General features: G+C 73.4%; 20 protein-coding genes. 15 read left to right on the top strand and 5 right to left on the bottom strand.

The window, feature by feature from the left end; all coding sequences use genetic code 11:
* Nucleotides 1-296 precede the first annotated feature (296 nt).
* The gene (locus tag ABZ861_RS27370; protein ID WP_361635251.1) at nt 297-2,978 is read left to right on the top strand and encodes an ABC transporter substrate-binding protein; all 2,682 of its coding nucleotides are present in this window, start codon (nt 297-299) and stop codon (nt 2,976-2,978) included.
* 132 nt (nt 2,979-3,110) lie between these two features.
* Here ABZ861_RS27370 and ABZ861_RS27375 read toward each other — a convergent pair whose 3' ends face one another.
* Nucleotides 3,111-4,904, bottom strand: a complete 1,794-nt coding sequence (locus ABZ861_RS27375; RefSeq protein ID WP_361635254.1) for an FAD-dependent monooxygenase — start codon at nt 4,902-4,904, stop codon at nt 3,111-3,113.
* Between the two features lie 352 nt (nt 4,905-5,256).
* Here ABZ861_RS27375 and ABZ861_RS27380 point away from each other — a divergent pair, with 352 nt between their 5' ends.
* The 7 genes from ABZ861_RS27380 to ABZ861_RS27410 all read left to right on the top strand — a co-directional run bounded on the left by ABZ861_RS27380 (nt 5,257) and on the right by ABZ861_RS27410 (nt 10,628).
* Entirely contained in the window at nt 5,257-6,396 is a 1,140-nt protein-coding gene (locus tag ABZ861_RS27380; RefSeq protein ID WP_361635256.1) for a SchA/CurD-like domain-containing protein, read from the top strand.
* Nucleotides 6,397-6,438: 42 nt separating this feature from the next.
* On the top strand, nt 6,439-6,885 hold the full coding sequence (locus ABZ861_RS27385) for a cupin domain-containing protein (RefSeq protein WP_361635259.1): 447 nt from the start codon (nt 6,439-6,441) through the stop codon (nt 6,883-6,885).
* Entirely contained in the window at nt 6,882-8,150 is a 1,269-nt protein-coding gene (locus tag ABZ861_RS27390; RefSeq protein WP_361635261.1) for a beta-ketoacyl-[acyl-carrier-protein] synthase family protein, read from the top strand. The genes ABZ861_RS27385 and ABZ861_RS27390 overlap by 4 nt, the downstream gene beginning before the upstream one ends.
* Nucleotides 8,147-9,397: a beta-ketoacyl synthase N-terminal-like domain-containing protein gene (locus ABZ861_RS27395; RefSeq protein WP_361635264.1), complete on the top strand. Its 1,251-nt coding sequence runs from the start codon at nt 8,147-8,149 to the stop codon at nt 9,395-9,397. The genes ABZ861_RS27390 and ABZ861_RS27395 overlap by 4 nt, the downstream gene beginning before the upstream one ends.
* Nucleotides 9,398-9,460: 63 nt before the next feature.
* On the top strand, nt 9,461-9,718 hold the full coding sequence (locus ABZ861_RS27400; RefSeq protein ID WP_361635267.1) for an acyl carrier protein: 258 nt from the start codon (nt 9,461-9,463) through the stop codon (nt 9,716-9,718).
* 1 nt (nt 9,719) lies between these two features.
* Nucleotides 9,720-10,202: an SRPBCC family protein gene (locus tag ABZ861_RS27405; protein ID WP_361635270.1), complete on the top strand. Its 483-nt coding sequence runs from the start codon at nt 9,720-9,722 to the stop codon at nt 10,200-10,202.
* A 93-nt stretch (nt 10,203-10,295) separates the two neighbouring features.
* Nucleotides 10,296-10,628, top strand: coding sequence for a TcmI family type II polyketide cyclase (locus ABZ861_RS27410; protein WP_361635273.1), 333 nt, complete (start codon nt 10,296-10,298; stop codon nt 10,626-10,628).
* 134 nt (nt 10,629-10,762) lie between these two features.
* On the opposite strand, the gene ABZ861_RS27415 is transcribed toward ABZ861_RS27410, so the two are convergent.
* The gene (locus ABZ861_RS27415) at nt 10,763-11,809 is read right to left on the bottom strand and encodes a methyltransferase (RefSeq protein WP_361635276.1); all 1,047 of its coding nucleotides are present in this window, start codon (nt 11,807-11,809) and stop codon (nt 10,763-10,765) included.
* A gap of 126 nt (nt 11,810-11,935) precedes the next feature.
* A complete protein-coding gene (locus ABZ861_RS27420) occupies nt 11,936-12,997 on the bottom strand; it encodes a right-handed parallel beta-helix repeat-containing protein (RefSeq protein ID WP_361635279.1) in 1,062 nt (353 codons plus the stop codon).
* Between the two features lie 173 nt (nt 12,998-13,170).
* On the opposite strand from ABZ861_RS27420, the gene ABZ861_RS27425 reads away from it, so the two are divergent.
* The 4 genes from ABZ861_RS27425 to ABZ861_RS27440 all read left to right on the top strand — a co-directional run bounded on the left by ABZ861_RS27425 (nt 13,171) and on the right by ABZ861_RS27440 (nt 15,433).
* Nucleotides 13,171-13,818, top strand: a complete 648-nt coding sequence (locus tag ABZ861_RS27425) for a rhomboid-like protein (RefSeq protein ID WP_361635328.1) — start codon at nt 13,171-13,173, stop codon at nt 13,816-13,818.
* A 68-nt stretch (nt 13,819-13,886) separates the two neighbouring features.
* Nucleotides 13,887-14,042: a hypothetical protein gene (locus tag ABZ861_RS27430; protein ID WP_361635336.1), complete on the top strand. Its 156-nt coding sequence runs from the start codon at nt 13,887-13,889 to the stop codon at nt 14,040-14,042.
* Between the two features lie 147 nt (nt 14,043-14,189).
* Nucleotides 14,190-14,765: a TerD family protein gene (locus ABZ861_RS27435; RefSeq protein WP_361635282.1), complete on the top strand. Its 576-nt coding sequence runs from the start codon at nt 14,190-14,192 to the stop codon at nt 14,763-14,765.
* A gap of 125 nt (nt 14,766-14,890) precedes the next feature.
* Nucleotides 14,891-15,433 carry a GNAT family N-acetyltransferase gene (locus ABZ861_RS27440; RefSeq protein ID WP_361635285.1) on the top strand — a complete coding sequence of 181 codons (543 nt, stop codon included), beginning with the start codon at nt 14,891-14,893 and terminating at the stop codon, nt 15,431-15,433.
* A gap of 80 nt (nt 15,434-15,513) precedes the next feature.
* On the opposite strand, the gene ABZ861_RS27445 is transcribed toward ABZ861_RS27440, so the two are convergent.
* Entirely contained in the window at nt 15,514-16,914 is a 1,401-nt protein-coding gene (locus tag ABZ861_RS27445) for a M1 family metallopeptidase (protein ID WP_361635288.1), read from the bottom strand.
* Nucleotides 16,915-16,954: 40 nt separating this feature from the next.
* Between ABZ861_RS27445 and ABZ861_RS27450 the strand changes: the two genes are divergently transcribed.
* Nucleotides 16,955-17,455 carry a hypothetical protein gene (locus tag ABZ861_RS27450; protein ID WP_361635290.1) on the top strand — a complete coding sequence of 167 codons (501 nt, stop codon included), beginning with the start codon at nt 16,955-16,957 and terminating at the stop codon, nt 17,453-17,455.
* Nucleotides 17,456-17,684: 229 nt separating this feature from the next.
* Here the strand turns inward: ABZ861_RS27450 and ABZ861_RS27455 are convergent, their stop codons facing one another.
* Nucleotides 17,685-18,371, bottom strand: a complete 687-nt coding sequence (locus ABZ861_RS27455) for a pentapeptide repeat-containing protein (protein ID WP_361635293.1) — start codon at nt 18,369-18,371, stop codon at nt 17,685-17,687.
* Nucleotides 18,372-18,504: 133 nt separating this feature from the next.
* Between ABZ861_RS27455 and ABZ861_RS27460 the strand changes: the two genes are divergently transcribed.
* Together ABZ861_RS27460 and arfB are read left to right on the top strand one after the other, a co-directional pair.
* On the top strand, nt 18,505-20,073 hold the full coding sequence (locus ABZ861_RS27460; protein ID WP_361635296.1) for an MFS transporter: 1,569 nt from the start codon (nt 18,505-18,507) through the stop codon (nt 20,071-20,073).
* Nucleotides 20,074-20,189: 116 nt separating this feature from the next.
* Entirely contained in the window at nt 20,190-20,627 is a 438-nt protein-coding gene (gene arfB, locus ABZ861_RS27465) for an alternative ribosome rescue aminoacyl-tRNA hydrolase ArfB (protein WP_361635299.1), read from the top strand.
* Nucleotides 20,628-20,887 lie beyond the last annotated feature (260 nt).

The raw sequence follows: 20,887 nt of genomic DNA on the forward strand, positions 1-20,887 counted from the left end.
GCCGTGAGCGGAGCTGTCGCGCGGCCTGCGGCGTGAGTTGAGCTGTCGCGCGGCCCGCGCCATGAGCTGAGCCGTTGTGCTGCCCGCACCGTGAGTTGAGCCGTTGCGCGGCCCACTCGCACGCGAACACCCCCCGCCCGCGCCCGGATTCACCGGAATCCCCACCCCCGATTCGCCCCCAGTCGCTCCGCAAACGATCGGAATCACTCATTAGGTCTCAGTGGCGTAATTAGAGCGCTGTCCGGCGGGTCTCCCATGCCATGTTGGCCGCCTGGTCATCCGCGAGGAGGAAACGCGTGCCTGACTCGTCCAGCGGTGCGGGGACACCGCCGCCCTACCCCAAGTGGTCGGACCGCCTGATACGCCAGCTCGACGCCTTCGCCGCCGCCCGGTCGAAGGCGCCCGACGTGCCCGCGCTCCTCCTGGCGCGACAGGACGGCGGCGACCCGAGGTCGCCGGCCTTCCTCGTCCGCGAGTACGAGCACCGGCTGACCCGGGCCCGCGGAGGCGGCGGCCGCCAGGACGGCCACGGCGGCGCCCACTTCCAGGTCCCGCACGCCGTGGTGGACGACGCCGAGCTGTCCGGCGGCTTCGTCGAAGCCGTGGACCACGTGGCCCTGCGCTTCCAACTGACCATGCCGTCGGGGCGGTTGCGGCTGCCCGCGTTCCACACCTGCCGCAAGGTGCTGGAAGAAGGACGCGGCACGGGCGACGCGCGGGCCCAGCAACAGCCCCTCCTCGACGCCCTGCACGAGGCCCTGCTGGAGCGGCGCGGTGCGCTGCGCTCCGGTGTGCGGGCCGCGGACTTCCTCGGACGGCACTTCCTCACCGGATGGCTGCAAGGGGTGGTGGCCGCGCTCATCGTGGGCCTGCCCAAGGCCCTCTACGGTCACCGCCTGCGCCACCGCGGCCTGCGCTGGGTCGCCGACGACCTCGGCGCCGCCTGCTTCCTGGACGCCGCCCTCGCCTTCTGCCAGGACGGCGTCCTGGACCGGGAGGATCCCCGGGTGCGCCGCGTCCTGCTGCGCGCGCTGCTCACCGACCTGTACCAGGCCACCCGGCGGCGGACCTGGCTGAGCCACCTGTGGGCGCGGCGGCGCTGGTCGTTCGTGGTGCTGATCCCCGAGATCGACGACCCGGACGGTCCCGGCCGCGCCTTCCTCAGCACGTTCGAGGAACTGGCGGGCGAGCACTCCTCGCAGCCCCTGCTGGTCCTGGCCGCGTGCGCGGGCTCGCCTCCGGACTACGCCGTGCCGCTCGGCGCCGTGCCCAACCGGCCGAACGGCGTCGCGGACAAGGTCTTCGCCTGCCTCAACGAGGGCAGCGAGGAGCCGGTGCGCCTGGTGACCCTGCCCGCCGACGACGATGCGGAGGGCACGGCGCGGACGAAGATCGAGACCTCTCCGGGCGTCGTCCCCCGCAGGGACCGCCCCCTGGACTGGCTGCGCCCCGCCGTGCTGCCCGCCGTGGCCGTGGCGGCCGCGGGCGCCCTCGTCGCGCCGCACCTGCTCTGGCCGGATCCGCCGCCCAGACCGCCGTCCTGCGTGACGGTCGAGACCGGCGAGCGGGTGGGCGTCACCGACGGGTCGAGCTGCGACCTCGCGGTCCCGGGAGAGCGCGGCGAGGAACTGCGCTCCCTGGAACGGCAGGTCGCCGCGGAGAACGCCCACATCACCGACCGCCGCTACCGCACCCTGGTCTTCCTCGCCCCGCTCAGCCTCCAGAACGGGGTCTACGACGACCCGCCGACCGGCCTCCAGATCCTGCGCGGGGCGATCCTCCAGCAGCACCGGCTCAACGCCGGCGTCCGGCAGAACAAGATGCCGGTCCGGCTCCTGATCGCCAACGCCGGGCAGTACTTCAAGTACGGCGCCCGTGACGCCGGCGATCCGAAGGCCCCCGACGTGGCCCGCATGATCGTCGACCGGCAGAGCCAGGAGCGCGTCGCCGCCGTCATCGGCCTCACCCAGAGCCGGCCCGAGTCCCTCGGCGCCGCACGGGAACTGGACGCGGCCGGCATCCCGGTGATCGCCAACGGCGTGAGCGGCAGCGACATGGTCGGCCCCGACTCACCGCAGCGCTACTTCCAGATCTCCGCCCCCAACGGACGGATCGCGCCGGTGATGGCCGACTTCCTCCGCCGTTCCCCCGAGGTGCACGCCCTCACCAGCCCCACCCCGCACGCCGTCGTGGTGTACGACCCGACCGACGCCTACTTCAGCACCGACCTGAAGAACCTGTTCGTCGGCGCGTACCGCAGGTACGGCGGCGTCGGCCTGGTCAAGTACAGCGAGAAGCCCGGCGCGACCACACCGGACAGCATCGCGACCGACGTGTGCGACAAGGTCGCGGCCAACCACGGCGTCATCGTCTACCTGGGGCGCTCCGGAGTGCTTCCCAGCCTGCTCAACGCCATGCAGAGCGCCGGAGGCCACTGCCAGCCGCCCGAGGGCAGCACCATCCCGCTGATCGCCGAGAGCGCCCCCATCGACTTCCAGCTCAAAGCCAGGGAGACCGCGCAGACCTACCCGTACATGACGCTCTTCTACGAGACGACCAACGCCCCGACCAGCGATCCCCGTGACCCCTACGCCCAGTTCGCCCGGGACTTCGCGACCGTCTTCGGCAGCCGCGGCGCGGACGCGGACGCCGCGGCCGGCTTCGACGCCGTGGGGATCGTCAGCCAGGTCGTGGAGGACCTGCTCCCCGCCTCGCCCGACGTCAAGCCCAACGACATCTATCTGTGGCTGACGGCGCACGGCGTCTCCCAGTACCCGGGCGCCTCCGGCGTCCTCCGGCTGGACGGCCAGCACAACTACCCGCCCGACAAGGCGGTGTTCGTCCGCGAGATCCGCCAGCCGGAGGGCACCACGGCCACCCTGATGAGCTGCGGAATCCTGCCCAACCGGCAGGACCCGGCGGTCTGGGGGACGCCGCCGGACACCTTCCCCTGCCCCCGGGACCCCGGCGCCGGCTGACCGGCGCTGTGTCCGCGACGTACGCGATGTACGCGATGTACGCGATGTACGCGAACGGCGGCCCGCCCGCACCCCTCAAGGGCGCGGGCGGGCCGCCGTTCGGTACGTGTTCCGGTGGGACGGGTCGGGCCGTCAGGCGCGTCGGAGCACCGCGGCCAGCGTCTGCCGCAGGGTCGCCGCCGGGTCGGGGACGGCGCCCGGGGAGCGCCAGGCCACGAAGCCGTCGGGGCGGATCAGCACCGCGCCGTCGGCCGTGACGCCGTGGGCCCGCGCCCAGTCGGCCGCTTCGGCGCCGGGCCCGCCCGGACCGCCGGCGCCGCCGGGGACGCCCGGACCACCAGCACTGCCCGCGCCACCAGCACTGCCCGCGCCACCAGCGCTGCCCGCCCCGTCAGGGCCCCCCGCGCCGCCAGTGCCGCCCACGCCGCCCGGAACCGCCGGAGGGCCGGTCTGGGGCTCCGGGATCAGTTCCGCGCCGATCCGGAAGGACTGGAGCTGCACGCCCTCCTCGCGGGCGACGCGCTCGGCCGCCTCGTGCCACCCGGCGGCCGAGCCGGCGTCGCTGAGCAGCACCATCGCGCGCTCGTACAGGTCCAGGGCGGACACGCGCGCACTGCCGCGCCGCATCCACAGATGGGGCGCCCGGCTGCCCGGCTCGCCGGTCAGGCGCACCGCGTCGGGGACGATCTCCTGGTCCGGGGCGGCGCCCAGGACGGCGCCGTGCGGGTAGCGGTAGCCGAGCACGACGTTGAGGATGCCGCCGCGCTTGCCGCCGCCGATGCCGGGGGTCGGCGCGAAGCCGGGGTGGCTGTGCTCGACGGAGCGGGCGGAGGCGCGGGCGCTGGTGGCCAGGGCCACCGGGCGGCGCTCGGTGTCGTAGGTCTCCAGCAGCTCCGGGCCCGCCCAGCCGCCGAGCACCGCGGCGAGCTTCCAGGCGAGGTTGTGGGCGTCCTGGATGCCGGTGTTGGAGCCGAAGGCGCCGGTGGGCGACATCTCGTGCGCGGAGTCGCCGGCCAGGAAGACGCGCCCGGCGCCGTAGCGGTCGGCAACGCGTTCGGCCGCGCGCCAGGACGCCTTGCCGGTGATCTCCACGTCCAGGCCGGGGTCGCCCACGGCCAGCCGGATGTGCCGTTGCAGGCGCTCCTCGGTGAACTCCTCCAGGCTCTCGCCGCGCTCCGGGTGCCAGGGGGCGTGGAAGACCCAGTGCTCCTTGTTGTCGACGGGCAGCAGGGCGCCGTCGGCGTCCGGGTGGGTGAGGTAGCAGCAGATGAACCGGCGGTCGCCCACGACGTCGGCGAGCAGCTTGGAGCGGAAGGTGACGCTGACGTTGGCGAACAGGTCGCCGGGGCCGCTCTGCCCGATGCCCAGGGCCCGGCGGACCGGGCTGCGCGGGCCGTCCGCCGCGACCAGGTAGTCCGCGCGGACGGTGTAGCGCGCGTCGGAGGTCCGGTCGCGGACGACCGCGGTGACGCCCTCGCCGTCCTGCTCGAAGGACTCCAGCTCGTGCGAGTAGCGCAGGTCGCCGCCGAGCGCGCGGGCGCCCTCCAGCAGGACGGGCTCCAGGTCGTTCTGGCTGCACAGGCACCAGCCGGTGGAGCTGAACCGGGCCATGCCGCCGCCCGGGTCGATGTGCTTGAACAGCCATTCGCCGGCGTCCCCGACCAGGGTCGGGGTCTGGAGGATGCCGTGGTTGTCGGCGAGCAGGGACGCCGCGCTCTTGATGTCCTGCTCGATGCCGGCCGTCCGGTACAGCTCCATCGTCCGCACGTTGTTGCCGCGTCCGCGCGGGTGGCGGGACGTGCCGGAGTGCCGTTCGACGAGCAGGTGCGGCACGCCGTGGCGGCCCAGGAACAGCGAGGCGGACAGGCCCACCAGGGAGCCGCCGACGATGAGGACGGGTACCCGGTGGTCGGCTTCTTGGTGCATCGATGCCTCCTGGGCGGGGGTGCGGGAAGGGGCCCGCGCGGTGCGGGGGGTGCGGGCGCGTCGCAGGGTTCCATGCCCGGCGCGGGCGGCCTCCCGTTGCGTTGGCGGGGTCTATCACCCCTGTGATCACCCACGTGGTGCATCCGAGTCGCGCGCTGATCGCACCCGGCACAGGATCGAGATCACGCTGACGTCGCGTCACCCGCGGCCCGGCGCTCCCCTTCCCTCCGTCCTCCCGTCCCCTCTCTCCCCCGTTCCGCCGCATTCCCGCTGTTCTCCGCAGCACCGCAGCACCGCAGCACCCGCCGTCCCCAGCAGACCGCCACAAGCACCGCCAAGGAGACGTACGCAGATGACCGCCATCTCTGAGCGTGTTTCAGCCCCCGCCCAGCAGCCGACCTCGAAACGTGTCTCCCAGTCCGTCTTCGACGGCTCCCGGCTCCGGGTCATCCTGCTGGTGGACGTCTGCGACGGCGCTCAGCAGCAGTTCCTTGAGGCCTACGAGCAGATGGGCAAGCAGGTCGCGGCCGTGCCCGGTCACGTCAGCGACCAGCTCTGCCAGTCCATCGAGAACCCCTCCCAGTGGCTGATCACCAGCGAGTGGGAAAGCGCCCCGCCGTTCCTCGCCTGGGTGAACAGCGAGGAGCACGTGCAGATGGTGCAGCCGATGCACAGTTGCATCCGGGACACCCGGTCGCTGCGCTTCCACATCGTGCGGGAGACCGGCGTCGGGACTCCCGCGCCGTCGGCCGGGCGCCGGCTCCAGTTCAACCCGCGCATCGGCGACGGGGTGATCCGGCACGCGCTGACCTTCACGGTGAAGCCGGGCAGCGAGGAGAAGGTCGCCGAGCTGCTGTCGAACTACGCCTCGCCCCAGCCGCGGGTGGACGACAGCACCCGGCTGTGCCGCACCTCCCTGTTCATGCACGGCAACCGGGTCGTGCGCGCCATCGAGGTGCGCGGCGACCTGCTCGTGGCGCTGCGCCACGTGGCACGGCAGCCCGAGGTCCGGGCGGTCGAGGAGGCCATCAACCCCTACCTGGAGCAGGACCGGGACCTCAACGACCAGGAGTCCGCACGGGTGTTCTTCACCCGGGCGGCCCTGCCGGCCGTGCACCACGTGACGGCGGGCCAGGAGGACGAGGAGGCCGAGCGGCACGCGCTGTACTACCCGGCCCGGCCCGGCATGGGCATGAAGCTGGCCCAGATGCTGGCCCACCAGGACGAGCGGGCCGCGGACGACCCGGCCAGCCCGGTGGTGCGCAGCACGGTCTTCGAGCGGGACGACGTGGTCGTGCGGCTCATCGACGTACGCGCCGGCATGGAGGCCGACGCGGCCTCGGCCCTCGGCGTGGCGGACGCCGCGCAGGCGGCCGAGCTGACGGAGCTGCTCGACGCCGAGGCCGTCGCCCAGAACGGCGGCATCGAGGGCCTGCTCGGACTGGCCCGCATGAAGCCCCTCACCGACCGCCGGTCCGCGCCGGACGCCTGACCCCCCCCGCACGGCCGACGCACCACACCACGGAGGAACGACGTGATCAGACCCAGGCCAAGGATCGTGGAACTGAGCGAGACCGATCCCAACACCAAGCGCGGAGGCGATCTGCGCGCCATGCTCACCCCGGCCACGGTGGGCTCGACCAGCGGTTTCATGGGCGTGGCCATCGTGGCCCCCGGCGACCGCATCGGGGAGCACTACCACCCGTACTCCGAGGAGTTCGTGTACGTCGTCAGCGGCGAGATGGTGGTGGACCTGGACGGCGAACCGCACCCGCTGCGGCCCGAGCAGGGGCTGATGATCCCCGCCTACATGCGGCACCGCTTCCGCAACGTGGGCGACGTGGAGGCGCGGATGGTCTTCCACCTCGGCCCGCTGGCCCCGCGCCCGCAGCTCGGGCACGTGGACACCGAGGACACCGTGGACGCGCAGGGCGTCCTCACCACGAAGGCGGCGCCCGCCACCGCCGAGGTCGGGTCATGACCAGGCGGGTGGCGGTCACCGGGATAGGCATCGTCGCGCCGGGCGGCATCGGCGCCTCCGCGTTCTGGAACCTGCTGGCGAACGGGCGCACCGCCACGCGCGGCATCACGTTCTTCGACCCGTCCGGCCTGCGGTCCCAGATCGCCGCCGAGTGCGACTTCGACCCGGCGGCCGCGGGGCTGACCGAGGACCAGGTGACGCGCTGCGACCGCTACATCCAGTTCGCGCTGGCCGCCGGCCACGAGGCGGTGAAGGACTCCGGACTCGACCTCGGCGCGGAGAACCCCTGGCGGGTCGGCGTCTCCCTGGGCACCGCCGTCGGCGGCACCACCCGGCTGGAGAACGACTACGTGCGGGTCAGCCACCGCGGCGAGCGCTGGGAGGTCGACCACGAGCGGTCCCAGCCGTATCTGGAGCGGGCGTTCACGCCGAGCACGCTGGCCTCCACGGTGGCCGAGCAGTTCGGGGCCCGCGGGCCGGTGCAGACGGTCTCCACGGGCTGCACCTCTGGCCTGGACGCGGTCGGCTACGCCCTGCACACCGTCGAGGAGGGCCGGGCGGACGTCTGCATAGCCGGGGCGTCGGACTCGCCGATATCGCCGATCACGATGGCGTGCTTCGACGCGATCAAGGCCACGTCGCCGAACAACGACGACCCGGCGCACGCCTCCCGTCCCTTCGACAACGACCGTGACGGCTTCGTCATGGGCGAGGGAGGCGCGGTCCTGGTGCTGGAGGAGCTGGAGCACGCCAAGGCGCGCGGCGCGCACGTCTACTGCGAGCTGAGCGGCTACGCCACCTTCGGCAACGCCTACCACATGACCGGTCTGACCAGCGAGGGCCTGGAGATGGCGCGGGCCATCGAGACCGCGCTGGACCACGCCCGGCTGGACGGCTCCGCGATCGACTACGTCAACGCGCACGGCTCCGGCACCCGGCAGAACGACCGGCACGAGACCGCCGCGGTGAAGCGGGCGCTGGGCGCGCACGCCTACGACACCCCGATGAGCTCCATCAAGTCGATGGTGGGTCACTCGCTGGGCGCGATCGGCGCGATCGAGGTGGTGGCGTGCGTGCTGGCGCTGGCCCACCAGGCGGTGCCGCCGACCGCGAACTACGAGACCCCGGACCCCGAGTGCGACCTGGACTACGTGCCGAAGGCGGCTCGCGAGCGGAAGCTGGACGCGGTGCTCTCGGTGGGCAGCGGGTTCGGCGGCTTCCAGTCCGCGGTCATCCTGACCCGGCCGAGGGAGAGGGCACGATGAGCGCACCCCGACAGCGTCGGGCGGCCGTCACCGGCATCGGTGTCATGGCGCCCAACGGAACGAGTACCGAGACCTTCTGGAAGTCCACCCAGGAGGGCGTGAGCGTCCTGGACCGGGTGACCCGCGAGGGCTGCGAGCACCTGCCGCTGAAGGTGGCCGGCGAGGTGCGGGCCTTCGACGCCGCGGACGCCATCGAGGGGCGGTTCCTGGTCCAGACGGACCGGTACACGCACTTCGCGATGGCCGCCGCCGACGCCGCCCTGGAGGACGCCCGGCTGGGCCGGGCGGACACCGAGGGCGCCCCGTTCTCGGCGGGCGTGGTGACCGCGGCGGGCTCGGGCGGCGGCGAGTTCGGCCAGCGCGAGCTGCAGAAGCTCTGGGGCAAGGGCAGCCGCTACGTCGGCCCCTGGCAGTCGATCGCCTGGTTCTACGCGGCCAGCACCGGCCAGATCTCCATCCGGCGCGGCTTCAAGGGGCCGTGCTCGGTGGTCGCCGCCGACGAGGCGGGCGGGCTGGACGCGCTCGCGCACGCGGGACGCGCCGTGCAGCGCGGCACGGACGTGATCGTGGCGGGCTCCACCGAGGCGCCGCTGGCCCCGTACTCGATGGTCTGCCAGCTCGGTTACGCCGAGCTGAGCGCCGTGACCGACCCGGAGCGGGCGTACCGGCCGTTCACCCGGGAGGCGTGCGGCTTCGTGCCGGCCGAGGGCGGCGCGATGCTCGTGGTGGAGGCGGAGGAGTCGGCCCGCGAGCGGGGCGTGCCCGTGCGCGCGTTCGTCGCCGGGCACGCGTCGACCTTCACCGGCGCCTCCCGCTGGGAGCAGTCCCGGGAGGGGCTGGCGGAGGCGATCCGCGGCGCCCTGGCGGACGCCTGCTGCGCGCCGGAGGAGGTCGACGTCGTCTTCGCCGACGCCCTGGGCGTGCCCGAGGCGGACCGGGCGGAGGCGCTGGCCATCGCCGACGTGCTGGGCGCGCACGGCCGGCGGGCGCCGGTGACGGCGCCCAAGACGGGAACGGGCCGCGCGTACTGCGCGGCGCCGGTGCTGGACGCGGCGGCGGCGGTGCTCGCCATGGAGCACGGCCTGATCCCGCCCACCCCCAACGTCCCCGAGGTCTGCCATGACCTCGATCTGGTGACCGGCGCCGCGCGCCCCGCGCAGGTGCGCACGGCACTGATCCTCAGCAGGGGACTCATGGGCTCGAACTCGGCGCTGGTGCTGCGGCACGGCGGCGCCGACGCCTCCTAGCGAGGCGGCCGGAAGCGGCCGGGCCCCTCGGTAAGCAACCGGGAGCACAAAGGAGTGGAACGCATGAGTGACCGCATCACCGTGGAAGAACTGTCCGAACTCATGAAGAAGGCGGCCGGGGTGACCGTCAGCCCTAAGGAGCTGACGGACCGGCCCGACATCGGCTTCGAGGAGCTGGGCATCGACTCGCTCGGCCTGCTCGGCATCGTGGGCGAGCTGGAGAACCGTCACGGCATGCCGATGCCGCCGGACGCGGAGCGCTGCAAGACGCCCCGGAAGTTCCTCGACCTCGTCAACAGCACTCTGATGGCAGGAGCGTGAGATGGCCGGACACACCGAGAACGAGATCACCGTCAAGGCGCCGCTGGACCTGGTCTGGGACATGACCAACGACGTGGCGAACTGGCCGCGGCTGTTCAGCGAGTACGCCTCCGCCGAGATCCTGTCCCAGGAGGGCGCCAAGTGCACCTTCCGGCTGACCATGCACCCGGACGACAACGGCACGGTCTGGAGCTGGGTCTCCGAGCGCGAGCCGGACCGGGACACGCTCACCGTCAGGGCGCGCCGGGTGGAGACCGGCCCGTTCGCCCACATGAACATCGTGTGGCGCTACGAGGAGACGCCCGCCGGCACCCGGATGGTCTGGACCCAGGACTTCGCGATGAAGCCCGACGCGCCGGTCGACGACGCCTGGATGACGGACAACATCAACCGGAACTCCAAGGTCCAGATGGAGCTGATCCGCGACAAGATCGAGCAGGCCGCCGCCGCACGCCGGGCCGAGCCGGCCCTGACCGCCGACTGAGCGGGACCTAGGGGCAGGACAGGCCGTAAGGACAGGACAGGTCGTAAGGACAGGAAAAGACCGGAAGACAAAGGAAAGGACAGGAGAGGGTTCATGCACCAGGCCCTGATCGTGGCCCGGATGGCGCCGGGCTCGGCCCCGGACATCGCGAAGATCTTCGAGGAGTCCGACCGGGGGGAGCTGCCCCACCTGATCGGCGTCAACCGGCGCAGTCTCTTCCAGTTCGGCGATGTGTACATGCACCTCGTCGAAGCCGACCGGGACCCCGGCCCGGCCATCGCCAAGGTGACCGGCCACCCGGAGTTCCAAGGCATCAGCGAGCGGCTCACGGCGTACGTGAGCGCGTACGACCCGGAGACCTGGCGCTCGCCGAAGGACGCGATGGCGCAGCGCTTCTACCTCTGGGAGCGCGAGGCCGCTCGCTGACCCAGCACAGCGGCCCCGCCCGAGGGGCCCCGGACGCACACCGGCCGCCGGGCCCGCGATGCTCGCGGGCCCGGCGACCGGTGTCCGGGGACGTCCGGGCCGGGCCCGGCGTGTCCCCCGAGAGGCTGCGGCCGTCAGGCGGGGACGGTGCAGTCGAAGGCGTGCAGGAAGGGATTGACGGGGCTGATGTCGTCGATGACCAGGCCCGCCGCCTCCAGCCTGCGCACCATGGAGTCGGTGGTGTGCTTGGCGCCGCCGACGTTCAGCAGCAGGAGCAGGTCCATGGCCGTGCTGAACCGCATCGACGGGGTGTCGTCGACGAGGTTCTCGATGACCACGACCCGCGCCTTGGGACCGCCCGCCCGCATGACGTTGCGCAGGCAGCGGGCGGTGGACTCGTCGTCCCACTCCAGGATGTTCTTGATGATGTAGACGTCGGCGCAGACGGGGACGGCCTCGCGGCAGTCGCCGGGCACGATGCTTGTCCGGCTCGCGAGCGAGCCGCCCTCGCGCAGCCGCGGGTCGGCGTTGTCCACCACGCGCGGCAGGTCCATCAGAGTGCCGCGCATGCTCGGGTACTTCTCCAGCAGGCTGGCCACCACGTGCCCCTGGCCGCCGCCGATGTCGGCGACCGAGTCGGCCCCGGACAGGTCCAGCAGCTCGGCCACGTCCTGCGCGGACTGCTTGCTGGACGTCGTCATGGCCCGGTTGAAGACGTCCGCCGACTCGGGGGCGTCCTCGTTGAGGTAGACGAAGAACTCCTTGCCGAACAGGTCCTCGATCACGTTGTGCCCGGTGCGCACGGCCTCGTCCAGCTTCGGCCAGGCCGCCCAGGTCCACGGCTCGGTGCACCACAGGACGATGTTGCGCAGGCTGCCCGGGTCGTCCTCGCGCAGCAGGCGGGACATGTCGGTGTGCGCGAAGGCGCCGTCGGGCTGCTCGGTGAAGAGGCCGTAGCAGGTCAGCGCCCGCAGCAGGCGGCGCAGCGGCTTCGGTTCGGTCTTGACCGCGGCGGCGAGGTCCTCCACCGCCGTCGGGGAGTCGCCGAGGGCGTCGGCCACGCCGAGCCGGGCCGCCGCGCGCAGGGCGGCGGCGCACGCCGCCCCGAACGCGAGCTCCCTCAGCCGCATGGACGGCGGCGGGGCGGTCTGAGCGGTCTGGGCGGTCTGGACGGTCGTCATGCGCCGCCTTCCTTCCTTGCGGGGTGAGCCGTGCGGGGTGCACGAGGGTGCGGGGGTGAGCCTCGGGGGCGGGCGAGCCGTGCCGGTCGCACGGTCCGCCGCCGGCCGAGGGGACTGCCTACGGGGTCAGCACATCCCCGAGGGCATCGAGAAACGGCAGGAGTTGCGGTCGAAGGCGTTGTCGTGCCCCGGGCCTTCCTGGTCGGACAGGTCGGAGGGGGCGTTGCCGCTCAGCCAGTTGCCGCTGACGCGGTTGTGCTCGCTGGGGGCGCCGACGAAGCTCTTGAAGAGCACGATGCCGCCGGACAGCGGGGAGGTGCCCGAGTTGCCGGCGACGACGTTGCCGGTGACCTGGCTCTTCTCGACGCCGGTCAGGACGATGCCGGAGCCCTGGAGGAAGGGCAGCCGCGCGGTCTTGGGGCAGTACTTGTCGTTCGCCGTCACCCGGTTGCCGCGCACGGAGATCGCCCCGGCCCTGGGCTTGTTCTCGTCGCCGACGAGGAACACGCCCGCGCAGTTGCCGTCGACGACGTTGCCGAGGACGGTCAGGTTGCGCAGCCGGCGGACGGTGACGCCGATCCGGTTGCCCTCCAGCCGGTTGTGGGCCACGACGGTGCCCTGGGTGTCGACGGCGCCCTGCTCGGCGGTGATCGTGTTGGCCAGGAAGATGCCCGCGTCGCCGTTGTCGCGGGCGAGGTCGCCCTGGTAGCTGCTGCGCCGGGAGCGCTCCTCGGCGAAGCCCCACACGCCGTTCTTCTCGGAGCTGACGTCGCGCACGGTCAGCCGGTCGGCGCCGACCGCGGCCAGCCCGGCCCGGGAGTAGCCGGTCAGCTTCAGGTCGGCGACGGTGACGCCGGTGAGGCGCGTGGTCCTGGTGCCCGTCACGCAGATGCCGTTGCCGCGCTTGGCGCATTCGTTCGAGGCCTTGGCGGCCGGTTCGAGGACGGTGGCCCGGCGGCCCGCGCCGCGCAGGGTCAGGCCGGGCACCGTCACCCTGACGCTCTCGCGGTAGGTGCCGGGCAGCACCAGGACCGTGTCCCCGGTGTGGGCGGAGTTCACCGCCGCCTGGATCGACTCGCCCGGGTGCACCAGCAGCACCCTGGGCACGGAGACCGGTGCGGCGGCCGCGACGCCGGAGCCGACGAGCGCGGCCGCGCAGACCAGCAGAGAGATGTGGCGTTTCGTCATATTCTGTACGCTATGACCCGATCACCCTCTGGACTGCCGGATGGGCCGTCCGGCGGCGTGTCACCCGCGCGGGAGGCGGCCGGCCGCCCGGCGCGGGCGGGGAGGCGGCCGGCTCCGCAGGCGTTTCGCTCGCCCGGCCGACCATACTGGCGCGTGTGAACGGGGTCATCCTGATGCGGCGCGGACTGCGGGCGGCGGCGGCGTACGTGCGCAGCGCCCCGGGGACGTACGTCTGGCTGCTGGTCCTGTTCCTCACCACCGTCGCCCTGCACCGGATGTCCACGCAGTTCGAGCAGGTCTTCCTGCGGGAGCGGTCCACCAACCTGCACGAGCTGGCGCACAGCCCGCTGCGGGTGCTGTTCGCCAGCGCCATGTGGATCCCCAGCGGCCGCTGGCTGCCGTACGCGGCCCTGTTCACCGTCTTCCACGCCCCGGCGGAGCGGTGGCTGGGCACGCTGCGCTGGCTGGTGGTGTGCGTGGCCGCGCACGTGCTGGCCACGCTGATCAGCGAGGGCGCGCTGCTGTGGGCGATCTGGAGCGGCCTGGCGCCCGAGTCCGCCGCCGACTCGCTGGACGTGGGCGTGAGTTACGCGCTGGCGGGCGTGATCGGGGTGCTGACCTACCGGATCCCCGGGGGGTGGCGGTACGGCTATCTCGCCGTCGTGCTCGTGCTGTCCGGGGCGCGGCTGCTGACCGAGCGCACCTTCACCGACCTCGGCCACTTCACCGCCGTGCTGATCGGCCTGGGCTGCTATCCGCTGGTCAGGGGCCGTGGGAGAACACGGAGTCCGAGGGAGACAGCGGCCCTCCGCAAGGGCTAGCGGCCGGCCATGAGCGGCTCGGTGAGCGGCACGGCCCCGGCGGTCTCGGTGTCCTCGGTGTCCTCGGCGTGCCGCGCGACGGGCGCGCGGCCGTCGGCCCGGACCGCTCCACCGGCCTGGGCTGGGCGGGCGGTCACGTCGGCTCGGGCGTGGCCACGGCCGGCCTCGCCGCCCGCACCTCCCGGCTGGCCCGGACCGCCGACCGGGCGGCGCGCCGCGGCTGAGCGGACCGGGTAAAGCACGGGTCATCCGCGGGGAAATCCGAGGGGAAAAGGGTAAAGAGATCCGGAACCGCGGGGACCCTTCTGGGCGTTCCTCCCAGTGGCGGTAACTTCGTCCGCACACGTACCGAGGGAAGGGACTCCCAAACCATGGCTGTAAGCCTGTCCAAGGGCGGCAACGTCTCGCTGACCAAGGAAGCTCCGGGTCTGACCGCCGTCACCGTGGGCCTCGGCTGGGACGTCCGCACCACCACCGGCACGGACTTCGACCTGGACGCCTCCGCCATCGCGGTCAACCCGCAGGGCAAGGTGTACTCCGACGGCCACTTCGTGTTCTTCAACAACAAGCAGACCCCGGACAGCTCCATCGTCCACACCGGCGACAACCGCACGGGCGAGGGCGCCGGCGACGACGAGGCGATCAACGTCAACCTGGCGACGCTCCCGGCCGACGTCGAGAAGGTCGTCTTCCCGGTCTCCATCTACGACGCCGAGAACCGCGGCCAGAACTTCGGCCAGGTCCGCAACGCCTACATCCGCATCGTCAACCAGGCCGGCGGCGCCGAGATCGCCCGCTACGACCTGTCGGAGGACGCGGCCACTGAGACCGCCATGGTCTTCGGCGAGCTGTACCGCAACGGCGCGGAGTGGAAGTTCCGCGCGGTCGGCCAGGGCTACGCCTCGGGCCTGTCCGGCATCGCCCAGGACTTCGGCGTCAACGTCTGACACGACAGCAGTCCGGGGGGCGTCTCTCGGAGACGCCCCCCGGGTCGGCGGCGCCCGCGCGCCGCGCGCGGCGCCGACCCGCGCCGCTCGGTCCCGCGCCGCGCCGCTCGCGCTACCGTGCCCCCGTGATCATCGAGTCCCTCTCCGTCTCACCGGACCACGGTCTGCCGGGTGAGCTGCTGACCGAACTCACGGCGCTCTACGCCTCGCAGCGCGACTTCCACGCGCTCAGCGGGGAGTTCCCCGACCCGGACGACATCCGTCCCGAGCAGGTCGCGGCGGCGCTCGCCGACGAACTCGCCGGGCCCGGCACGGAGGTGCTGCTCGCCCGCAGCGAGGGACGGCTCGTGGGGATCGCCGTCACGCTCGCCCACCACCCCGGCCCGGCCGACCCGGACCCGTGGATCGGCCTGTTGATGGTCGACGCCGCCCTCGGTCGGCGCGGGCACGGACGGGGGCTGGTCAGGCTGGTCGAGGACCGCTTCCGCGCCGCGGGCCGTACCGCCGTGCGGCTGGCCGTCCTGGAGGGCAACGCGGCCGCCCTCGCCTTCTGGACCGCGCTCGGCTACCGGGTCGTCGACCACCGCCCCGACCGCGCGCTCGGCCGCCCCTGCGCGGTGCTGCGCCGGGAACTGCGGGAACTGGGGGAACTGGCCGAAGGCGACTGAAGGCCGCGGCGGGAACTGGCCGAAGGTGCCTGAAGACCGCTGCGGGCCCGCCGGTGCCTGTAGGCCACTGCGGGGCCCGCTCACGGGTGCGCCGGCCTGCCGTCCCCGTACAGCCAGTCCCGCCAGATCGCGCCGAAGTCGTCGCCCGGCGCCTGCTGCTCGACGTAGGCGGTGAACTGGGCGGTGGAGGCGTTGCCGTGGCGGTGGGCGGCGGCCCAGCCGCGGAGGATGCCGAGGAAGGCGACGTCGCCGACCGTCTGGCGGATCTTGTGCAGGACCATCGCGCCGCGCGCGTAGACGGGCCGGTCGGAGATGTGGGCCGCGTCGCTGGGGCGGCCCGGCGGGAAGGACCACACCGGGTCGTCGGCGGAGGCGTCGTCGTAGAGCCGGTCGAAGGTCTGCTGGGCGGTGGGCCCGCCGTGGTCCTCGTCCCACAGCCACTCCGCGTACGTCGCGAAGCCCTCGTTCAGCCACATGTCCTGCCAGGTCGCCGGGGTGACGGAGTCTCCGTACCACTGGTGGGCGAGTTCGTGGACGAGCGTGCGGGTGTCCGGGGCGCCGGGGAAGACCGGCCGGGTCTGGGTCTCCAGGGCGTAACCGGCGTCCTTGGGGCGGTCGACGATCGCGCCGGCGGAGGAGAACGGGTACGGGCCGAAAACGCGCTGCTCCCAGTCGAGGATCCCGGGCAGCTCCGCGAGCGCCGCGCGGCTGGCCGCGGCCTGGGTGGGATCGACGGCCGTGTACAGCGGCAGGCCGCCCTTCAGCGTCGAGCGGCTGACGGTGAAGCGGCCGATCGCGACCGTGGCGAGATAGCTCGCCATCGGCTCGGCCTCGTGCCACCGGTACGTCGTGCGGCCCGCGGCCGTCGCCGTGGACGCCAACTCGCCGTTGGACACGGCCTGGAGATCCTTCGGAACGGTGACGGCGATGTCGTAGGCGGCCTTGTCCGAGGGGTGGTCGTCGCCCGGGAACCAGGCCATCGACCCCACCGGTTCGCCGAGCGCCAGCGCGCCGTCGGCGGTGCGCAGCCAGCCCTCCTTCGAGCCGTCGGGGTCGGTGAGCGTCTCCGGGGCGCCCGCGTAGCGGACGGTCGTGCGGAACGTCTCGCCCCGGTCCAGGTCGTGGTGCGGGCGGACCGTCAGCTCCTGGCCGGCCCGCTGGAAGGCGGCGCCCTCGCCCGCGACGTCGACGCTCCGCACCTGAAGGCCCTTCAGGTCGAGGTCGAAGGCGGAGAGATCCTGGGTCGCGCGGGCCGTGATCACCGCCGTGCCGGTGAGCAGGTGACGGGCCGGGTCGTAGGCGAGGGTCAGGCCGTAGTGGGCGACGTCGTACCCGCCGTCGCCCGCGCGGGGGAAGTACGGATCGTGCAGGCCGTACCCGCCCGGTGTGCCGTGGACGCCGCCGTCGCACCCGGTCAGAGCGAGGGGGAGCAGAACCGCGAGGGCGAGGGCGGTTCGGACGACCGGTACGGAGCGGGGCACGGGCGCGATCCTATGCGGCGGCCGTGACACCATCGCCTACGTGCTCGACATCGGCTACGCCCTCTCCAACCGCTTCCCCGACCCGCCGCAGACGGACTACCGGCGCGCTGACGTGCGCGCCCTGCGCCACGACCTGTTCTGCGGCGACGTGTACCTGGCCGACGGCAAGACGGACCGCGAGCTGGCCACCGCCTGGGGATGGGTGCCGGTGCTGGACTTCGCGTGGGCGCTGTGCGACATCGTGGAGCGACTGGACCGGGACCCGGCCGGCTCCCGCGCGTCCCGCCCGCAGCGGGCCGAACTGGACTTCACCGAGTCCACCGACCGCATGCTCTTCGAGCGGCGCTTCGGCTGGGTGGACGTCGAGGCCGACTGGATGCCGGCCGAGGAGGCCCCGCTGACCTTCTCCCACGCCGATCTGCGCCGGGAGGCCCGGGACTTCCTGCACGACCTGATCGCCGACCTGGCGGACATGCACGAGGACCTGGGCGAGAACCCGGCGATCTGGTCCCTCCAGGCCCGCTTCCCGCGCGTGCCCTGACGTTCTGCTGCGCCGTCCGCGCCGTCCGCGCCGTCCGCGCCGTCCGCGCCGTCCGCGCCGTCCGCGCCGTGCCCTGGCCACGTCCTGCGCGTGCCCCGACCGCCTCCCGGTCCCTCCGCCCGCCCGCTCGGGCGGGTCCGCGTCACCGGCAGCGCTGCACGGCGCCGCCCCGCGCCCGACTCCGGCGGCGGACCCTCCCCCTCGACCCCTGATCCCTACTCCCTGACCCCTATCCCTCGACTCGGATGCCGAGCCGTGCCGCCAGCACCGGGGCGAGGTCGAGGAGCTGACCGGGGCTGATCACCGCGCCCGCGAGCCGGTCCGTCCCGTCCGCGATCTCCAGCGGGGACGCCCCGCGCAGGTCCACGTCGGTGAGCGCCGCCGCGGTGAAGTCGGCGCCCCGCAGCGCGCAGTCCGCGAACTCCACCCGCTCCAGCCGGGCGCCGGCGAAGTCCGGCTCGACCAGGACGCAGCCCTCGAAGACGACGTCCCGGAGAGTCGCCTTGCGCAGGTTCAGGAAATCGATCTTGCCGCCCCGGATCCAGACCCGCTCCAGCACCGAGCCGTGCATCTGCGTCCCGCCGAGGCGGGCGTCGGTCAGCTCCACGTCCCGCAGGGTCGCCTCGGCCAGGTCGGTCCCCACCCCGCGCACGCCGGTGAGCGCCGAGTCCAGCAGGCGGGCGCGGCGCAGCGAGACGTCGTCCAGCGCGCACTCCCGCAGCGCGCAGTCCATGAACCGCGCCCCGGCGCCGTCCTGCCCGGTGAGGTCCGCGCCCCGGAACTCCAGCCCGTCGTAGTCCCCGTCCGGCGCCAGACCGCCGTCGTAAGCCTCCAGGTCGGGCAGCCGCACCTCGGGCCGCCGCGCCGCCCGCACCGCACCCTTGCCCGGCGGTCCGCCGCCCGCTCTCCTCGCCATGCGCCCATACTGCACCCCGCCACTGACAACGCCCCCTCCCGGGCGACGCACCCTCCGCGGACGGCGCGGACGGCATGGTCAGCGCCACCGGCGCGGGGATGCGACGCCGTTCGATCCGTGGTGGGGTGGCGAAATGAGTATCACCCGAAAAGGTGACACCTCCGTACATCGCCACCAGGGCGGACGCGCGGGCGGTCTGCTCGCCAGACGCCCGGCCCACCACCACCCCCGGCACGCCCGGGAGGAAGACCCCCACCGCTGGTGGGCGCTGGTGGTGATCGCCCTCGCGCAGCTCATGGTGGTCCTGGACGCGACCATCGTGAACATCGCGCTGCCCTCCGCGCAGCACGCGCTGCACATGTCGGACGCCAACCGGCAGTGGGTCGTCACCGCCTACACCCTCGCCTTCGGCGGGCTGCTCCTGCTGGGCGGCCGGGTCGCCGACCTGGTCGGGCGCAAACGCACGTTCGTCGTGGGCCTCGTCGGCTTCGCCGCCGCCTCCGCGTTCGGCGGCGCCGCCTCCTCCTCCGGCGTGCTGTTCGGCGCCCGCGCCCTGCAAGGCGCCTTCGCCGCCCTCCTCGCCCCCTCCGCGCTGTCCCTGCTGACCACGACGTTCACCGACCCGCGAGAGCGCGGAAAGGCGTTCGGCATCTACGGCGCCCTGGCGGGCAGCGGCTCGGCGATCGGCTTCATCGTCGGCGGCCTGCTGACCGAGTACCTCGACTGGCGCTGGTGCCTGTACGTCAACGTGCCCATCGCCGTGGTCGCCGTGCTCGGCGCCCTGGCGCTGCTGCGCGAGCGGCCGGGCACGGCCGGGGCGCGGCTGGACGCGCTCGGTGCCGCGCTGGGCTGCGGCGGCCTGGTGGCCGTGGTCTACGGGTTCAGCGAGGCCCAGCCGCGCGGCTGGACGGACCCGCTGGTGCTGGGCCTGTTCGCCGGGGGAGCGGCGCTGCTGGCGGCGTTCGTGTGGTGGCAGACCCGGGCGCCGGCGCCGCTGCTGCCGCTGCACGTCCTCCGGGACCGCGACCGGGCCGGCTGCTTCCTGACCATGCTGCTGGCCGTGATCGGCATGTTCGGGCTGTTCCTGTTCCTGACGTACTACCTCCAGGACATCCTCGGGTACTCGCCGCTGAAGACCGGGCTGGCGTTCCTGCCGCTGACCGCCGCGATCGTCGTCGGCTCCACGCAGATCTCCGCCCGGCTGCTGCAACACGTCGCGCCCCGGGCGCTGATGGTCCCCGGCATGCTGCTGGCCGCGGGCGGTCTGCTGCTCCTGACCCGGCTGACGGTCGTCTCGCAGTACACCGCCGAGGTGCTGCCCGCGCTGCTGCTGATGGGGCTCGGCATGGGCCTGACGTTCATGCCGGTGTTCGCGACCGCCACCGCGGGCGTGGCGCCGCGGGACGCGGGCGTGACCTCGGCGACCGTGAACACCGCGCAGCAGGTGGGCGGTTCGATCGGCACTTCCCTGCTCAACACCGTCGCCACGACCAGCGCTGCGACGTACGTGGCCGCCCATGTGCGCGGCCCCGCCGACCGGGCCCGGGTGGTCCCGGAGGGCGTCGTGCACGGCTACACCGTGGCCATCTGGTGGGCCGCCGCGGTCATGCTGCTGGCCGGACTGGCGGCGGGCCTGATGGTGACGGCGCGGGCCCCCAAGCACGCCGTCCCGGCCGAGACGCCCGTACCGGAGTCGGTGTGAGCCGGCGGGGCGTGTCGGCGGCCGGCGCGGGCGCCGCGTAAATCCCGTGCCGTGAACCGGACCGGCGGGGGAAGGCCGCGTAAATCCCGTGCCGTGAACCCGACCGGCGGGGGAAGATGGACGGCATGTCCGGTCCTCCCCTCATCCGCGGTTCCGTAGCGCTGCCCGAGGCCGAGCTGGTCTGGCGCTTCTCGCGGTCCTCCGGGCCCGGCGGGCAGCACGTCAACACCAGCGACTCCCAGGTGGAGCTGCGCTTCGACCTCGCCCGCACCACATCGCTGCCCGAGGTGTGGAAGCAGCGCGCCCTGGAGCGGCTGGCGGGCCGGCTGGTGGACGGGACCGTCGTCGTCCGCGCCTCCGAGCACCGCTCCCAGTGGCGCAACCGCGAGACCGCCGCCGTGCGCCTGGCCGCGCTCCTCGCCGAGGCGACCGCCCCGCCGCCCCGGCAGCGCCGCCCGACCCGCGTCCCGCGCGGCGTCAACGAGCGACGGCTCCGGCAGAAGAAGCAGCGCTCGGACAGGAAGCGGGGCCGCTCGGGCCGGGACTGGTCCTGACCGACCCGGCTCCGCCCGAGCCCGGCCCCGCCCCTACCTGAGCCCGCCCCTACCCGAGCCCGGCCCCACCTGATCCCCGGCCCTCCGCCGCCCCGGCGTGACGCACCCGGCGTGCGCTACCCGCGCGGCCCCCCGTCCGGCACGCGCGGCGCCGCGGCTGGCACCCCAGGGTCCCTTGCATGTTCGACGTCTGTCCGGATTCATTCGGTGATGCCGAGGGCGGCCAGGGGTCTTCGCCAGTCGCGGGCGGTGTGGCGTAG

Source organism: Streptomyces sp. NPDC046985, from assembly GCF_040644415.1.
In the GTDB taxonomy this organism is placed as follows: domain Bacteria; phylum Actinomycetota; class Actinomycetes; order Streptomycetales; family Streptomycetaceae; genus Streptomyces.

Bases quoted from the DNA above. Each gene is read 5' to 3' on its own strand.
- ABZ861_RS27375 (WP_361635254.1), bottom strand. From the start codon at position 4,904: ATGCACCAAGAAGCCGACCACCGGGTACCCGTCCTCATCGTCGGCGGC.
- ABZ861_RS27380 (WP_361635256.1), top strand. From the start codon at position 5,257: ATGACCGCCATCTCTGAGCGTGTTTCAGCCCCCGCCCAGCAGCCGACC.
- ABZ861_RS27390 (WP_361635261.1), top strand. From the start codon at position 6,882: ATGACCAGGCGGGTGGCGGTCACCGGGATAGGCATCGTCGCGCCGGGC.
- ABZ861_RS27395 (WP_361635264.1), top strand. From the start codon at position 8,147: ATGAGCGCACCCCGACAGCGTCGGGCGGCCGTCACCGGCATCGGTGTC.
- ABZ861_RS27400 (WP_361635267.1), top strand. From the start codon at position 9,461: ATGAGTGACCGCATCACCGTGGAAGAACTGTCCGAACTCATGAAGAAG.
- ABZ861_RS27405 (WP_361635270.1), top strand. From the start codon at position 9,720: ATGGCCGGACACACCGAGAACGAGATCACCGTCAAGGCGCCGCTGGAC.
- ABZ861_RS27410 (WP_361635273.1), top strand. From the start codon at position 10,296: ATGCACCAGGCCCTGATCGTGGCCCGGATGGCGCCGGGCTCGGCCCCG.
- ABZ861_RS27415 (WP_361635276.1), bottom strand. From the start codon at position 11,809: ATGACGACCGTCCAGACCGCCCAGACCGCTCAGACCGCCCCGCCGCCG.
- ABZ861_RS27420 (WP_361635279.1), bottom strand. From the start codon at position 12,997: ATGACGAAACGCCACATCTCTCTGCTGGTCTGCGCGGCCGCGCTCGTC.
- ABZ861_RS27425 (WP_361635328.1), top strand. From the start codon at position 13,171: ATGCGGCGCGGACTGCGGGCGGCGGCGGCGTACGTGCGCAGCGCCCCG.
- ABZ861_RS27435 (WP_361635282.1), top strand. From the start codon at position 14,190: ATGGCTGTAAGCCTGTCCAAGGGCGGCAACGTCTCGCTGACCAAGGAA.
- ABZ861_RS27455 (WP_361635293.1), bottom strand. From the start codon at position 18,371: ATGGCGAGGAGAGCGGGCGGCGGACCGCCGGGCAAGGGTGCGGTGCGG.
- ABZ861_RS27460 (WP_361635296.1), top strand. From the start codon at position 18,505: ATGAGTATCACCCGAAAAGGTGACACCTCCGTACATCGCCACCAGGGC.
- arfB (WP_361635299.1), top strand. From the start codon at position 20,190: ATGGACGGCATGTCCGGTCCTCCCCTCATCCGCGGTTCCGTAGCGCTG.